The sequence below is a fragment of the Sorangium aterium genome, from assembly GCF_028368935.1.
GTDB classification, from domain to species: Bacteria; Myxococcota_A; Polyangia; order Polyangiales; family Polyangiaceae; genus Sorangium; species Sorangium atrum.
Window position 1 is genome coordinate 572,511 of the sequence record NZ_JAQNDK010000006.1, and the last position, 14,775, is coordinate 587,285.

The window sequence follows — 14,775 nt, forward strand, 5'->3', positions numbered from 1 at the left end:
GGTCACGACCTACCGAGGACGTCCCCGGCGGGTCGCGGACGGCGCGCGCTGCGACGTGTCACGCCGCGCTGCAGGACGCGCACGCCGGCGATCGCGCTCCCATGGGAGCGGCTGCGGGAAGGGGCGCCCTTGTGAGGGCGGCCGGCTTCTGCGAGGGCCATCAAGGCAATCCCTCCTCGGCAAGGAGGAACCCGACGAGGTCCGCTCGCCTCGTATGCTTCCTCGAACTCGCGGTTTTCCGTACCCGAAATGGATAGCGCCCGCCCCGGAACGCCTGGTGACGCGGGGGATCCGGCCGAAGCGGAGGTAGCTCTCGGACGCAGGCGCGGGGCCGATGGCGTACGACGCGCTCGCGAGGCGGACATGGAGGCCGTCGCGGTCTGCATCGCTGCAGGCGGCGATGCGCCGGAGGCCGACCTCATGCAGCGATCGGAGGACTCGGACGGCTATCTCGCCGCCGTGGGAGAGGAGGACCTTGCGGATCGCGAGCTGGCCCTCTCACACGAAATCGCCTCCGCGAACGGCCCGTCGCTCCGCCGCTCCGCGCCGAGCCTCGCAGCGCGCCCGACGGCGGGCTCGCCTGACGGGGGATCAGGCCCGCGAGAGTCTTTCCACAGGCCGAGCAAAAGGGTACGTCTGCCCTGTGCAGCGCCGCGATATCCCGCCCGAGCTCTCGTTCGCGGCCCTTCCCGTCGCCGAGCCTCGCGAGCTCACGAGCCCGCCGCCCTCGCGCCGCCAGCGGGGCGCCGAGCCGGAGGTGGTCTCGGTCGCGGAGCTGGATCGCCGGCTGAAGCGGATCCTCGAGGGGTCGACCGCGGACGTGCGCGTCGAGGGCGAGATCTCGGGCCTGCGCGTCGTGGGCAGCGGCCACGCCTACTTCACGCTCAAGGACGAGAGCGAAGAGGCGGCCATCGACTGCGTGATGTACAGGACCGCGGCGCCGCGCGCGCGGAAGCTGCTCGCCGATGGAGCGCGCGTCGTGCTCACGGGCCGCGCCACCGTCTACGTGCCTCGGGGCCGGCTCCAGTTCTCCGCGGACGACGCGCGCCTCGCCGGCCGCGGCGCGCTCCTCGAGGCGCTCTTCCGCCTCAAGGAGAAGCTCGCCGCCGAGGGGCTCTTCGCGCCGGAGCGCAAGCGCAAGCTGCCCGTCGATCCGCAGATCATCGGCGTCGTCACGAGCGGCGACGGCGCGGCGATCCACGACATCGTGACCGTCGCGTTCCGCCGCGGCGGCGCCCGGCTGATCCTCGCGCGCACGCCGGTCCAGGGCGCCGGCGCAGGGCAGCGGATCGTGCGCGCGATCTCGCTGCTCGAGGAGTTCCCGGGCATCGAGGTGATCATCGTGGGGCGCGGGGGCGGCTCGGCCGACGACCTCAGCGCGTTCAACGAGGAAATCGTCGTCCGGAAGGTCGCGGCCGCGCGCGTGCCGATCGTGAGCGCCGTCGGGCACGAGATCGACGTCGCGCTGACCGACCTCGCCGCCGACGCGCGCGCCGCCACGCCCTCGCAGGCCGCTGAGATGCTCGTCGCGGACGCGGCCGCGCGGCGCGCGGCGCTGGAGCACCTCGAGGCCCGCATGCGCCGCGCGATCGCCCACCGGATCCGGGGCGCTCGGGCCGATCTCGACCGGCAGCGCGCCCGGCTCGGCTCGCCCGCGCAGATCCTGGCGGAGCCCCAGCAGCGCATCGACGACGCCATGGCGAGGCTCCGGCGCCGCATGGAACGCATCCTCGTCGAGGACCGCGCCGCGCTCCAGCGCCTCGAGCGACGGCTCGCCGCGCGCCACCCGCGCGCGGTGCTGGCGGGCGCCCGCGGCGCGCTCCGGCCGCTGTCGGTGCGCCTCGCCGCCGCCGCGCACCGCCACGTCGCCCTCCTGCGGGAGGGCTTCGCGGGCGACGTGGCCCGGCTCGAGGCGATGTCGCCGCTCCGCGTGCTCGCGCGCGGCTACGCCATCGCGACGGACGCGTCGGGGCGCGCGGTCCGCGATCACCGCGAGGTCGCGCCGGGCGATCCGATCGCGGTGCGCGTGCACCACGGCGCGCTGCTCGTGCGGGTCGTCGTCACCGCGGGTCCGGACGAGCCGCTCGTCGACGGCCACGAGCCCGCGCCGGCAGCGGCGGCTGCGTCGGCCGCTGCGGCGCCCGCGCCGCCTGCGCGCCAGGGCGGCGGCCCGCGCGCCGCGTCCGGCCGCGCGCCGAGGCGCAAGAGGACGCAGCCCGGCGCGCCCGCGTGCGAGCAGCTCGGGCTCGGCTTCGCGGCCGAGGAGCGCGCCCCGACCCTCGGTCGCACGGGCGCCGCCGGCCAGGTCTCGGTGGGGCAGGGCGGCGCGGAGGCCGGCCCTGAGGAGAGGCACCATGTCGAACGCTGAGCGGCGAATGTTCGGTCTTGTCGGGCACCCGGTGGGCCACTCGGTCTCGCCGGCGATGCACTCGGCCGCGTTTCGGGCGCACCACCTGCCGCACATCTACAGCGCCTTCGACGTGCCCACCGGCCCGGAGCTCGCGCGCTTCGTCAGCGACATCCGGAGCGGCCTCATCGCCGGCGCGAACGTCACGATCCCGCACAAGCGCGCGATCATGTCGATGGTCGACGACGTGGACGCGAGCGCGGCCGACGTCGGCGCCGCGAACGTCCTCTGCGCGACGGAGGCGCGGCGCGTGACGGCGTACAACACCGACGTGGCCGCGCTCCGCGACGAGCTCGCGCTGCTCCTGGGATCCGCCCCGCCCCGCGGGGACGATCCGGAGGGGCCGTACGGCGCGCGCTCGAGCCCGCGCCAGCGCGCGGTGATCATCGGCGCGGGCGGCGCGGCGTTCGCGGCGATCGCCGCGTGCAAGATGCTCGGCTATCACCTCATCAGCGTGACCACCCGCTCGTGGACCAGCACCGAGGCGATGCTCGAGTCGCCCGCGGGGCAGCGCGCGTCCGAGCTCGGCGCGCTCACTGCGCCCTGGCCGATCCCGACCGACAGGTCGATCAGCAGCAAGTCCTCCGTGGCGCTGCGGCTCAACTGGAGCGAGTTCACCGTCGCCGCCGACCTGATCATCCAGGCCACGAGCGCCGGCATGCTCGGGGGGCCGCCCGGGGACGAGGTCACGAGCATCATCCCGTGGGACGCGCTCTCGTCGAGCGTGTGCCTCTACGACCTCGTCTACAACCCCCCGGTGACGCCCTTCCTCCGGATGGCGCGCGAGAGAGGGCTCCGCGCCGAAGGCGGGCTCGGGATGCTGGTCGGCCAGGCGGCGCAGTCCTTCACGCTCTGGACCGGCCTCCCGGCGCCGGTCGAGGTGATGCGCGCCGCCGCCGAGGATTCGCTCAGGAAGGCAACCGGCGGTCGATGAGCTCGGACGGATCCCGGCGGCACTCCCCGACCCACGACGCGCTGTCGTCCACGCCCGCGGCGCCCCGCGGCCAGGGCGCCGCGCTGGAGCACGCCTCGCCGTGGCCGCACGTCGAGGTGCGGGGCCAGTTCTCGATCGCGCGCAAGGAGTGGCTGCACACGAACGGCGCGGGGGCCTACGCGAGCTCGACGATCGCCGGCATGCACACCCGCCGTTACCACGGCCTGCTCGTCGCGGCCCTCGACCCTCCGCGGCGCCGGCACGTCATGCTCTCGCACGTCGACGTCTGCGTCCGCCCGGTACGGCAGCAGGGCGCGCCGTCCGAGCGCCGCGCCTCGTGGCCGCGCTGGGACCTCGCCAAGCACCAGTTCCCGGGCATCGATCCGGAGAGCAGCTCGTTCTACCTCGAGCGCTTCGATCAGGATCCGCTCCCGCGCTGGGCGTACGCCGTCCCGGGCGGCGAGCTCGAGGTGACGCTCGGCCTCGTGCGCGGCGAGAACGCCGCCGTCCTCCGCTATGCCTGGAGCGGGGCGGATCCGGTGATGCTGACGCTGCGCCCGCTGCTCGCCGCCCGCCACATTCACCAGCTGCTCCGCGAGAACGGCGGGATCTCCCAGAAGGTCGAGCTGCGCGCAGGGGCGGCGCGCGGCGAGCCCGGCTCGGGGCGGGACCGCCCCGTGATGGGTGAGGTCCGGGTGCAGCCGAACCGCGCGCTGCCGAGGATCTGCTTCCGTTACCAGGGCACGTTCGTCGGCTCGCAGGACTGGTGGCGACGCTTCGAGTACCTCGGCGAGCAGGATCGGGGCCTCGACTTCCTCGAGGATCTCTGGACGCCGGGCCATTTCGAGACGGTGATCGGCACCGAGCCCGTTCACCTGCTCGTGGCGGTGGGCGCGCTGCCCGAGGACGAGCCGGAGAACCTCCTCGCGGCGGCGAGCGCGGCGATCCGCGCCGAGGACCCGGGGCCCCGGCGCCCGCTCCTGGAGCGGAAGCTGTCCATCGCGGCCGAGGCGTTCCGCGCCGACGCGGCCGCGCGGCCCGGCGTCATCGCGGGCTACCCCTGGTTCGAGGTGTGGGGCCGCGACGCGCTGATCTCCCTGCCCGGCCTCTACCTCGTGCCGCGCAAGACCGAGGCCGCGATCCGAGTCCTCCGCTCGATGATCGACGCCATGCAGGACGGCCTCGTGCCGAACCGGCTCCCCGACGCGGGCGAGCCCGCGGACTTCCACGCGGCCGACGCGACCCTCTGGCTGTTCGAGGCGGCTCGCCTGCTCGCGGACGCGGTCGGCGACACGCACCCGTTCGTGACGGGCGAGCTGCTCGGCGCGCTCCGCGACGCCTTCGAGGCCGCCGTGCGCGGGACCCGGAACGGGATCCACGTCACGGCCGACGGCCTCTTCGCCGCCGGGCGCCTCGGCGAGGGCGCCGTCGACGGGCTCACGTGGATGGACGCGCGCGTCGCGGGCCGCGCGGTGACCCCGCGCGCCGGTTGCCCGGTCGAGCTCACGGCGCTGTGGGCGAAGGGCTCGGAGACGCTCGCGCGCCTCGCGCGGGCCGCCGGCGACGATCGGCTGGCGAGGCGGGCGGAGGCGGCCGCGCGCGCGGCGCGCCAGGGCTTCGCCGCCCGCTTCTGGTGCGAGGAGACCGGCTACCCGTATGACGTCATCTCGGAGCACGCGGAGGGGGAGGGCGCGTTCCGCGACGCGTCGATCCGCCCCAACGCGCTGATCGCCGTCGCCGTGGATCCCGCCTGCTTCACGCCGGAGCGGGCCGCGTCGCTGCTCGATCGGGTCCGCTTGGAGCTCGTGACCCCCGCCGGCGTGCGCACGCTCTCGCCGGCCGATCCCGCCTACGCGCGCCGGTACCAGGGAGGCCCCGAGGCGCGCGACAGCGCCTACCACCAGGGCACGGCCTGGCCGTTCCTGCTCGGGTTCTACGCGCGCGCCGCCCGGCGCTTCTCCACGCTCGGCGAGCATGTGATCCCGCTGCTGCATCGGCTCGCGGCCTCCGCGGCCGCGAACGAGATCGCGCTCGGCCAGGTGCCGGAGATCGCCTCCGGCGAGCCGCCGCACCACCCCGGTGGCAGCTTCGCGCAGGCCTTCAGCGTGGCGGAGCTCCTGCGCCTCATCGCCTGGGATCTGCCCGCCCCGGACCCAGGCAGCGCCGCGGGCGCGCCGCCGCGCTGATCCACGCCGGCCCGCGGGGCCGGCGCGCCTTCAGCCTTCACGTTCCAGCGCCGACTCCTCGCGCAGCGCCTTGCCGCCCCGGGCGGTGAAGCGGAGCAGCTTCCCCGGATCCTCGGCCTCCATGGTGAAGGCCTCGACCTCCTCGAACAGCGCCTCGATCTTTCGAGGACCGCACGTGGGGAGGAAGCCGCGGAGCACGCGTGGATCGTAGAACCGGAAATACTGCTGCTTGCCTGTCCCGCTCTCGACCAGGAGAAATCGGCGGAGGTGCTTCCGCACGTCGCCGAACGGGCGGTCGCTCGTCAGGAAGACGCCCCAGCAGTCGCCCCATCCTCCGTCGACCAGCGCGTCGAGCAGCCTGGACCCGTGCGGGAGGTGCACGAGCGTGGGGCCGACGTCCGCGAGGATCTCGCCCTGGAAGCCGGTGTAGAGCGAGGCGGTCTGCTCGCCCGCCTCGCCGAGCAGCAGCCGGATGCGCGGGTCGCGGGCGGCGTCGAGCACCGCGAAGAGGGGCGAGCGCTCCTGCCGGAGCCGCGCCCGCGCCGACGCGGCGAACGGCGCCCCCGTCGCGAGCACCGCGGTCCTCCGCGCGCGGCGCGAGGGCGGCGCGGGCTCGGTCGGCGCGTAGCGGCGGCCCACCTCGCGGCGCGCCACCGCGAACAGGGTCCCCCCCGCGCGGATCTCGTCGCCGTCCCGGAGCGACACCTCGCGCGCCCGCTCCCGGTTGACGTGCGTCCCGTTGCGGCTCCCCAGGTCGCGGAGGAGGTAGCTGCCGTCGATCTGCTCCACCGAGAAATGCAGCGCAGAGAGCTCTCCGTCGCTCGTGATCGAGAGATCCGACTCGGGAGCGCGGCCGACGAGCAGCGGACGGTCGCCCGGGATACGCGCCGTCTGCCCGGCCAGGGGGCCCGAGATGACCCGGAGGACGAGCCCTGCTTCCTGGTCTTCGCTCATGGTCGTCTCCATCGCACAAGGCGCCGATGAGGCCGGCAAGTAAGCCTAGAACACCGATCGGCGGGAAATCCACCCGAAGGCGGGCGCTACGCGGGAGACGACGGGACGACTGTCAATCTTTTCCGCCTTCCGGGCGAGGGCCCTTTGAAGCAGTTTGCGCCGATTCCGCGCCGGCAGCCGTCGTTCGCCGCCCGAGACAGCGAGGGGGCGACGCGCGCGGACCCGTCAGCCGTGGCGACTCCGCAGCGGCTCCAGGCGCAGCCAGCGCGCCACGAACGCCCGGTCCTCGGGAGCGAGCACGCCGGTGACCCGCGCGGCCACGAGGTAGAGGCCCGCGTAGAGCGGGGCGCAGAGCGCGAGGCTGAGCGCGGGGCGCCTGTCGGTCGCGCCCGTGAGCAGGAACGCGGCGAGCGGCGCCGCGGCCACGATCGCGGTGGCCGCGACGCGCCCGTAATGGCCCCACGGGAAGACGCCGCGGAGGCCCACGCCAGAGAAGCGAGCGATGCAGGCGACCGTCGAGGCGATCACGAGCACCTGGGTCAGGACGGCCGAGAGCGGCGCGCCGACCATGCCGATCGTGGGCAGGAGGACCAGGTTCGCCGCGGTGTTGAACACCATCGACACCACCTGGATCCGCAGGATGAACGACGTCTTGCCGAACGCCATCAGCATGATCGCATACGCGGTCACGCGCAGCGGCAGGAGCGCTGCGTAGATGCGGAACGGCACGGCCGCGCCGACGTAGGCGTCGCCGTAGATGGTGCGCATGAGCGGCTCGGCGAAGAGGAGGAGGAACGCCGCGACCGGGAGCATGATCAGCGTCGTCTTGCGGATGCCCGAGTGCCACAGGTCGATCGCCGCCCGCGCGCCCTCCGCGGGCGTCCGCCCGTTCTCGACGCGGGCGACGAGGTCGGGGAGCATCGTCGAGGCGACGGAGTAGGCGAGGACGCCGACGAGCGGGAGCTCCTGCGAGCCGACGGAGAACTCGGCATACAGGCCCGCGCTGAAGAACAGGCCAATGACGAACTTGTCGAGCTTCTGGTTGAAGAGGCCGGCGAAGCGCGTCACCGAGAGCGGGAGCGCGTAGGCGAGCTGCGCCCTGACGCCGCCAGGGAACGGGGCGGCGGCGACGTCCTGGAACAGCCGCGCGTAGAGCCGGTACGAGAGCCCGAGCCGGAGGGCCTGCGCCGCGCACTGGGCGGCCACGATCCAGGCGATCGAGCACCCGAGCGCCGCGGGGACGATCGCGCCCGCGGCGCTCGAGAGCGTGACGATCAGCGCGACCCCCGCCGACTTGCGGTGGTTGTTCGTCGCGATGAAGAGCGGGCCGAACACGCTCGCCGGGTAGGAGATCACGCTCATGAGGCCGATGAGCAGGAGGAGCCGCGTGACGCCCTCGCGGCCATCGAGGAAGACGCTGGGGACCAGGGCGAACACCGAGAAGGCCAGCGCGGAGAGCGCCCCGAGGCCGACCAGGAGCAGCATGCTCTGCCGCACCAGCCCGCGGAGCTCGGCGCGGGTCACCTTGGGCGCGAAATAGAGGAACGACTCCGGGAGGTAGAGCTGCGCGAGATCGCGCCCCGTCATGAACAGCATCGTCGCGAAGGCGAGCACGCCGTACTCGGCCTTGCCGAGCAGCCGCACCACGACGACGCCCTGCACGAGGACGATGAGCGTGTTGACGAACTGCCCGCCGACGATCATCCCGATCCGGTCGGCCAGCGACGTGCCCTGCGCCTCGCCCGGGCGCGGCGCCTCCTTGGCAGCCGGCGCGACCTCCGGGGCCCGCGAGGGCGCGCTCGGCTCGACCGGGGCGGGCTGCTCGTCCTGCATGGCGGCTCGGTAGCACATGCGCGGGCAGGAGCGGCCTCCCGAGGCGAGCGCGTGGCGCGAGGGGCGGCCGTGATATAGGCGCGGCCATGAGGCGCGCGCTCCTCGTGAGCTACTACTTTCCACCGCGGTTCAGCGTCGGCGGTAAGCGCGCGTACCGATTCGCGAAATTTCTACCCGAGCATGGCTGGGCCGCGACGGTGCTCACCGCGAGGCCGCCTCCAGGAGAGCGGCTGGATCCGTCGTTCGCGGAGGGCTCGCTGCCCGCGGGCGACGTGCGCCGCGACTACCTCTCCGAGGCCGAGCTTGCGCGCATGCCGCGCCGGGCGCTCGGCTCGGACGGCACCCTCGAGGCGCCGACCGAGGCCGCGCCGCCGATCGCGCGCCGCAGAGGCCTCGCGCGCCTCGCCGCCGAGGTCCGCTACGTGCCGGTGATCGGACCGAACACGGGGCGCGTCCCGGCCCTGGCGGTCCGCGTCGCGCGCCTCGCCCGCGAGGTCGGCGCCGAGGTGATCTTCGCGAGCGGGGCGCCGTGGGAGGCCGTGCTCGCGGGCGTGCTGGCCGGCAGGGCCATCGGCCGACCCGTCGTCGTCGACTTCCGCGATCCTTGGTCGTTCGGCCCGGTGATGGCGACGCGGCCCGCGTGGAGCCGCGCGGCCGCGGCGCTCGTCGAGCGGGCCGTGGTGGGCGCCGCCGCGGCCTTCACGGTGACGTCCGAGATGACCCGCGACGCCTACGCCGAGCGGGGGATCGCGCGCCGCGTCGAGTGCATCCGGACGGGCTTCGATCCGGACGCGGCGGTCGCCCCGCGGCGCGGCGAGGCCGTGACGCTCGTGCACTTCGGCAACTGCTACAGCGAGCGCACCCTCGCGCCGTTCGTCCGGGCGCTGGCGGCCGTCGCGCGCAGGAGGTCGCTGGGCCCGGGCGCGATCCGGCTGCTCAACCTGGGGCGCGTCGCGAAGAGCGACCTCCGCCTCGCCGAGGAGCTCGGGGTGTCGCGGCTCTTCGAGCACCGCACGGTGCTGCCGTACGCCGAGGGGCTCGGCATCGTCGCGGGCGCGGACCTGGCGCTGCTCACCGGCTTCGGCGACGAGCCCCACCTCTTGCCAGGCAAGCTCTATGACTACCTCCTCGCGCGCGCGCCCATCCTCGCGGTCTCGCCGTCCCCCGAGGTCGCGCGCATCCTCGACGCGACCCGCCTCGGCTGGACGCACGCGGCCGGCGACGCCGCGGCGATCGAGCGCCGCATCGAGGACGCGCTCGACGCGCGCGCGGCCGGCCGGCCGCTCGTCGAGCCCGATCACGCGACGCTCTCCGCGCTGAGCGCGCGCGCCAGCGCGGGGGCGCTGGCGCGCCTCTTCGAGCGTGTCACGGCGAGCCACAGGGGCTGAAGCCGCGCTCTCCGCGCTGAGCGCGCGCCTGAAGCCGCGCTCTCCGAGCTGAGCGCACGCGCCTGAAGCCGCGCTCGGGGCGCGCGCCGACGCCGCTCCCCGGACGGCGCCCGCGCGACATCCTTGCCTGCGCGGCGGCCCCCGTGGCATGCGAGCCCGCGATGCCTGACCATCTTCTCCAGGATCGAGCGGGGCTCCCCGAGGCCGAGCGCGCCCTTCAGGAGGCGTGGCGCGCGAAGTACGCGCCCGAGGTGAAGGAGCTCATCGTGCGGCGCGAGGTCCCGTCGCCGAAGCTGACGCTGATCGTCATCTCCTACAAGGCGAAGGACTACCTGATCGAGTGCCTCCAGCACGCGCGCGGCCAGACGGCCGCGCTCGACGTGCCGTTCGAGATCCTGCTCGCGGACAGCGGCGGCATCGAGCACCTGCGGCCGCGCTCGGCCCCGCTCGTCGACGTCGAGCTGCGCCTCACCGACGGCATTCCGCTGAACGCCGCGCGCAACGCCGCCATCGCCTGGGCGCGGGGCGAGTACGTCGCCTTCATCGACGACGACGGGCTGATCGCGCCGACGTTCGTCGAGGTCGTCTGCCGCGTCTTCCAGGACCCCCGCATCGCGGCGATGCGCGGCCGGATCATCCCCAAGGAGCACCCCTATTTCTGCACGCTCGCGGGGCACTACGACCGCGGCGACGACGTCGTCGACGACGTCCTCGCGACCGAGGGGCACATGGCGATCCGGCGCGGCGTCTACCTCTCGACCGGGGGCTTTCCCGATCAGTTCTACGGCGCCGAGGGGGTCTACCTCGTCTACCGGATCGCGAAGGACTTCCCCGAACTGCGGGTCGTCTACGTGCCCGATCTCCTGATGCGGCACGACTACTTCGACAGCTGGGAGAACTTCATCTGGAAGACGCGCAAGTACCGGCGCATCCGGCGCGAGGTGGGCGGCATGGAGCCGGACCCCGAGTTCCTGCGCTACCTCGACGCGTACCTCGCGCGGCGGAAGCCGCACCGCCGGCTCACGGTGGAGCAAACGGTGGCGCTCGGGCTGCTCAAGGCGGTGCGCTGGGGGGTCCAGCGCCTGCCGGCGTGGGCCGTGGGGCAGCGTTGATGGAACAGGCAGGCGGCGCGCGCGGGGAGGGAGGCGGATCGATGGCTGAAGAGGGCGGCTTCGAGCGGGATCTCGCGGCGATCAACCGGCACTACACCGAGCGCTTCCTGCCCGCGAACCCCTGGGCGAGCCTGCTCAACGCCCACCCGTACCTCGTCGCGCGGCAGCGGCAGCGCCGCCTGCGCGAGGCGCTCGTCGCGTGCGGCGTGCGCACGCCCGAGGCGCTGCGCGAGATGTCGGTGCTCGACGTGGGCTGCGGGTCTGGATCCAACCTGGCGTGGCTGGTCGAGCTCGGCGCGGATCCGACGCGCCTCACCGGCATCGATCTCGTCGCGCAGCGCACGGAGGTCGCGCGCTCTCGCTTCGCTGGCATCCGCTTCGTCGCGGGCGACTTCCTGACGGCCGACCTCGGGGGCCCGTTCGACGTGGTGATGATGTTCGCCGTCCTGTCGTCGGTGACCAACGCGGAGCTCAAGCGAGGCCTGATGGACAAGGCGCTCCGCCTGCTCCGGCCGGGCGGCATCTTCTTTTTTTACGATGTCGTGTCGCGGCGACCCATCCCCGGCACCGCCGACTACCAGCGCCTCACGTTCGCGGAGCTCGAGGGGTATTTCGCCCCCCGCGCGCTGCACGTCTTTCGCAGGGACATCCTCCGGCGCGACGTCGCCGACCGGCTCGTGCGGCGCTTCGGCGTGACCGTGGCCGAGCTCGTCCAGGCGACGCGGCTGCTCAACATCGACGGCACCTTCGCGTACGCGCGCGGTTAGGCCACCAGCAAGCGCCGCGAGCCCACGCCCGCTGACGCGCCGCCGGGCGCGCGAGGCGAGCGTTGTGGGGCAAAATTCCTCGGCGGGGTGAAAAGGTCCCGCCGGCAGCCTGCCCGCGCGGGCCCCCAGGTGCTGAACAGCCCGGCTCCGCTCTGGCGTGGTCTGGCATGAGACGTGCCGAATGACAGGGGAAACCACGCGCCAGCCACGTGAAGACCACGTGATGAGCAGCCACAGCCGGCCGGATCAGCGCGCACAGCGCGGCTGCCGCCGCAGGAGATGACTCCATGTCCCAACGCGTCCTCCCCCCATCGGCCGCGATCGCCTGGCACAGCCTGCCTGTCCCCGATGTGCTCTCCAGGATCGAGAGCGCCGAGGCCGGCCTCGCGGGCGACGAGGCCGCCCGGCGGCTCAAGGACGTCGGGCCCAACGTGATCCAGCGCGCGAAGGGCGACGGCCCGCTCAAGCTGCTCTTCCGTCAGATCAACGACCCGCTCATCTACGTGCTGCTCGCGTCGGCGGCCCTCGCGATGGCCATGGGCGAGGCGATCGACGGGTCGGTCGTGCTGGCGGTCGTGGTGCTCAACACGGCGATCGGCTTCGTCCAGGAGCTCCGCGCGGGCAAGGCGATCGAGGCGCTCGTCGACATGGTGCCCCAGACGGCCACGGTCGTGCGCGGCGGCCAGCGGAGCGTGATCCCCGCCGCCGACGTGGTCCCCGGCGACGTGGTGGTGCTCGACGCCGGCGACAAGGTCCCCGCCGACGCCCGGCTGCTCTCGGTGAAGAACCTCCACGTGGACGAGTCGGCGCTCACCGGGGAGTCGGTGCCATCGGACAAACACGTCGCGGCGGTCCCCGAGGACGCCGGCGTCGGCGATCGAAAGAACCTCGCCTTCGGCGGGACGCTCGTGACCAGCGGCGCGGCCACCGCGGTGGTCGTCGCCACGGGCGCCGCGACCGAGCTCGGCCGCATCTCCTCGATGCTCCACGAGGCGACCGAGATCGAGACGCCGCTCACGCGCTCGATGGCCAAGGTCGGCCGCGTGCTGACCATCGCGATCGTCGCCGTCGCGCTGCTCATCGTCGGGGTCGCGCTGCTCCGGGGCTACCCGCCGGTCGACGCGATGCTCGCGGGCATCTCGCTCGCGGTCGCCGCGATCCCGGAGGGGCTGCCCGCGATCATCACCATCTCGCTCGCCATCGGCGTGCAGCGGATGGCGCGGCGCCGCGCGGTGATCCGGAAGCTGCCCGCGGTCGAGACGCTGGGCAGCACGGGCGTCATCTGCTCGGACAAGACAGGAACGCTGACGCGGAACGAGATGACGGTCCGCGCCCTGTGGACGCCCGCGGCCGGCGCGCAAGGGGAGGCGGCGCTCGAGCAGGCCGGAGCGGCGCTCGAGGTGACCGGCGTCGGCTACGCGCCCGAAGGCGAGCTCCGACGCGACGGCGCACCGGTCGGCGAGGTGCCCGAGGCGGTGCGCGCGCTGCTCCGCGCGGGGCTGCTCTGCAACGACGCCCGCATGACGCGCGAGGCGGACGCCTGCGGCATCGAGGGCGACCCGACCGAGGGCGCGCTCGTCGTCGCGGCCCAGAAGCTCGGCGTGGACGTCGAGGGGACGCGGCGGGAGCACCCCCGCGTCGATGTCGTCCCGTTCTCCTCGGAGCGGCAGCTCATGGCGACGCTCCACGAGGCCCCCGGCGGAGACCGGGTGATCTTCATGAAGGGGGCGCCCGAGGCGGTGCTCGGCCGCGCCGCGCTCGGCGAGGCGGGGCGGGCCCAGGTGATGGCGCAGGTCGAGCGGATGGCGGCGCAGGGCATGCGCGTGCTCGCCGTGGCCTCGCGGCCGGCGGGCCGCGACGCGGCCTCGCTCGACGAGGCGCACCTCCCGGAGGGGTTCGAGCTCCTCGGCCTGGAGGGGATGATCGACCCGCCGCGCCCCGAGGCGATCGACGCGATCAAGGCGTGCCACGCGGCCGGGATCACCGTGAAGATGATCACCGGCGACCACCTGGCGACCGCGCGGGCGATCGGCGGGCAGCTCGGGCTCGTGCCCGACGGGGCGCGCGCGATGAACGGCACGGAGCTCTCGCGGCTCTCGGAGGGCGAGCTGCGCGCGGCGGCGACGTCCACGCACGTGTTCGCGCGTGTCGCCCCGGAGCACAAGCTCCGCCTGGTGAAGGCGCTGCAGGCCGAGGGGAGGGTCGTCGCGATGACCGGCGACGGCGTGAACGACGCGCCGGCGCTCAAGCAGGCGGACATCGGCGTGGCCATGGGGATCACGGGCACCGCGGTGTCGAAGGAGTCCGCCGACGTCGTCCTGACGGACGACAACTTCGCGAGCATCCGGGCGGCGGTCGAGGAGGGGCGCCGCGTCTATGACAACCTGGTCAAGGCGCTCGCGTTCGTGCTGCCGACGAACCTGGGCGAGGCGTTGATCCTGCTCGTGGCGGTGATGAGCTTCCCGATCGTCGGGGGCGCGCCGCTCATGCCGATCACGGCCGTCCAGATCCTCTGGGTCAACCTGGTGGCCACGGTGGCGCTCTCCCTGCCGCTCGCGTTCGAGGCGATGGAGAAGGACGTGATGAGCCGCCCGCCCCGGGATCCGAGCGAGCCGATCCTGAGCCGGTTCGTGCTCGTGCGAACGGCGATCGTCGCGGTCCTCATGACTGCTGGGGCGATCGGGCTGTTCTTTTACGAGTACTTCATGGAGGTGCGCGGCGGCGTCGTCTCGGAGATCGCCTACCGCGAGGCCCAGACCGCGGCGGTCACGACGGTCGTGCTGTTCCAGATCTTCTACGTGCTCAACTGCCGGTCGCTGCGCGATTCGATGCTGAAGATCGGGCTGTTCTCGAATCCCTGGGTCTACGTCGGGATCGGCGCGCTGCTCGCCCTGCAGCTCTGCTTCGTCTATGTGCCGTTCATGCACACGCTGTTCGGCTCGGCGCCGCTCTCGCTCGACGCGTGGGTGAAGTCGACGCTGGTGGCGATGACGATCTTGCCGGTGATGAGCGCCGAGCGGTGGTGGCGCACACGCCGGGCGCGGCGCTCGGCGCAGCGCGAGCGCAGGTCCGACGCGTCCGACGTGGGCGGCGTCGCGGGCGCGATGGTGAACCGCGGCGCGTAGGCATCGTAGGTAGTGAGGATATCGAGCGCCGGCCGCGGCGGAGGCGAGGCGCGGGGAGCGAGGAGGCAG

At 73.8% G+C, this 14,775-nt stretch carries 10 protein-coding genes; 7 read left to right on the plus strand and 3 right to left on the minus strand.

Annotated features, from left to right (window positions below; all coding sequences use genetic code 11):
• Positions 1–9: 9 nt before the first annotated feature.
• Positions 10–483 carry a biotin carboxylase N-terminal domain-containing protein gene (locus POL72_RS52095; protein ID WP_373372333.1) on the minus strand — a complete coding sequence of 158 codons (474 nt, stop codon included), beginning with the start codon at positions 481–483 and terminating at the stop codon, positions 10–12.
• Between the two features lie 160 nt (positions 484–643).
• Between POL72_RS52095 and xseA the strand changes: the two genes are divergently transcribed.
• The 3 genes from xseA to POL72_RS46230 are packed head-to-tail and all read left to right on the plus strand — an operon-like array spanning position 644 to position 5,527.
• Positions 644–2,368 (plus strand): exodeoxyribonuclease VII large subunit, encoded by a 1,725-nt coding sequence (gene xseA, locus POL72_RS46220; protein WP_272103328.1) that lies wholly within the window; start codon positions 644–646, stop codon positions 2,366–2,368.
• Entirely contained in the window at positions 2,355–3,341 is a 987-nt protein-coding gene (locus tag POL72_RS46225; RefSeq protein WP_272103330.1) for a shikimate dehydrogenase family protein, read from the plus strand. The genes xseA and POL72_RS46225 overlap by 14 nt, the downstream gene beginning before the upstream one ends.
• Positions 3,338–5,527, plus strand: coding sequence for an amylo-alpha-1,6-glucosidase (locus tag POL72_RS46230; protein ID WP_272103332.1), 2,190 nt, complete (start codon positions 3,338–3,340; stop codon positions 5,525–5,527). The genes POL72_RS46225 and POL72_RS46230 overlap by 4 nt, the downstream gene beginning before the upstream one ends.
• Before the next feature lie 30 nt (positions 5,528–5,557).
• Here the strand turns inward: POL72_RS46230 and POL72_RS46235 are convergent, their stop codons facing one another.
• Both POL72_RS46235 and POL72_RS46240 read right to left on the minus strand, forming a co-directional pair.
• Entirely contained in the window at positions 5,558–6,481 is a 924-nt protein-coding gene (locus POL72_RS46235; protein WP_272103334.1) for a DUF4123 domain-containing protein, read from the minus strand.
• A 225-nt stretch (positions 6,482–6,706) separates the two neighbouring features.
• Complete coding sequence (locus POL72_RS46240; RefSeq protein WP_272103335.1) at positions 6,707–8,314, minus strand: oligosaccharide flippase family protein; 1,608 nt, start codon at positions 8,312–8,314, stop codon at positions 6,707–6,709.
• Between the two features lie 86 nt (positions 8,315–8,400).
• Here POL72_RS46240 and POL72_RS46245 point away from each other — a divergent pair, with 86 nt between their 5' ends.
• The 4 genes from POL72_RS46245 (at position 8,401) to POL72_RS46260 (ending at position 14,706) form a co-directional block, all read left to right on the plus strand.
• Complete coding sequence (locus POL72_RS46245; protein WP_272103336.1) at positions 8,401–9,702, plus strand: glycosyltransferase; 1,302 nt, start codon at positions 8,401–8,403, stop codon at positions 9,700–9,702.
• A gap of 161 nt (positions 9,703–9,863) precedes the next feature.
• Positions 9,864–10,814, plus strand: a complete 951-nt coding sequence (locus POL72_RS46250; protein ID WP_272103338.1) for a glycosyltransferase family 2 protein — start codon at positions 9,864–9,866, stop codon at positions 10,812–10,814.
• Positions 10,815–10,855: 41 nt separating this feature from the next.
• Positions 10,856–11,581: a class I SAM-dependent methyltransferase gene (locus tag POL72_RS46255; protein WP_272103340.1), complete on the plus strand. Its 726-nt coding sequence runs from the start codon at positions 10,856–10,858 to the stop codon at positions 11,579–11,581.
• A gap of 287 nt (positions 11,582–11,868) precedes the next feature.
• Positions 11,869–14,706 carry a cation-translocating P-type ATPase gene (locus tag POL72_RS46260; RefSeq protein ID WP_272103342.1) on the plus strand — a complete coding sequence of 946 codons (2,838 nt, stop codon included), beginning with the start codon at positions 11,869–11,871 and terminating at the stop codon, positions 14,704–14,706.
• Positions 14,707–14,775: the final 69 nt, after the last annotated feature.

What these genes read in the sequence shown, in the direction of transcription:
- POL72_RS46225 (WP_272103330.1), top strand. Translation starts at nt 2,355, where the DNA reads ATGTCGAACGCTGAGCGGCGAATGTTCGGTCTTGTCGGGCACCCGGTG.
- POL72_RS46250 (WP_272103338.1), top strand. Translation starts at nt 9,864, where the DNA reads ATGCCTGACCATCTTCTCCAGGATCGAGCGGGGCTCCCCGAGGCCGAG.
- POL72_RS46240 (WP_272103335.1), bottom strand. Translation starts at nt 8,314, where the DNA reads ATGCAGGACGAGCAGCCCGCCCCGGTCGAGCCGAGCGCGCCCTCGCGG.
- POL72_RS46255 (WP_272103340.1), top strand. Translation starts at nt 10,856, where the DNA reads ATGGCTGAAGAGGGCGGCTTCGAGCGGGATCTCGCGGCGATCAACCGG.
- POL72_RS46230 (WP_272103332.1), top strand. Translation starts at nt 3,338, where the DNA reads ATGAGCTCGGACGGATCCCGGCGGCACTCCCCGACCCACGACGCGCTG.
- POL72_RS46245 (WP_272103336.1), top strand. Translation starts at nt 8,401, where the DNA reads ATGAGGCGCGCGCTCCTCGTGAGCTACTACTTTCCACCGCGGTTCAGC.
- POL72_RS46235 (WP_272103334.1), bottom strand. Translation starts at nt 6,481, where the DNA reads ATGAGCGAAGACCAGGAAGCAGGGCTCGTCCTCCGGGTCATCTCGGGC.
- POL72_RS46260 (WP_272103342.1), top strand. Translation starts at nt 11,869, where the DNA reads ATGTCCCAACGCGTCCTCCCCCCATCGGCCGCGATCGCCTGGCACAGC.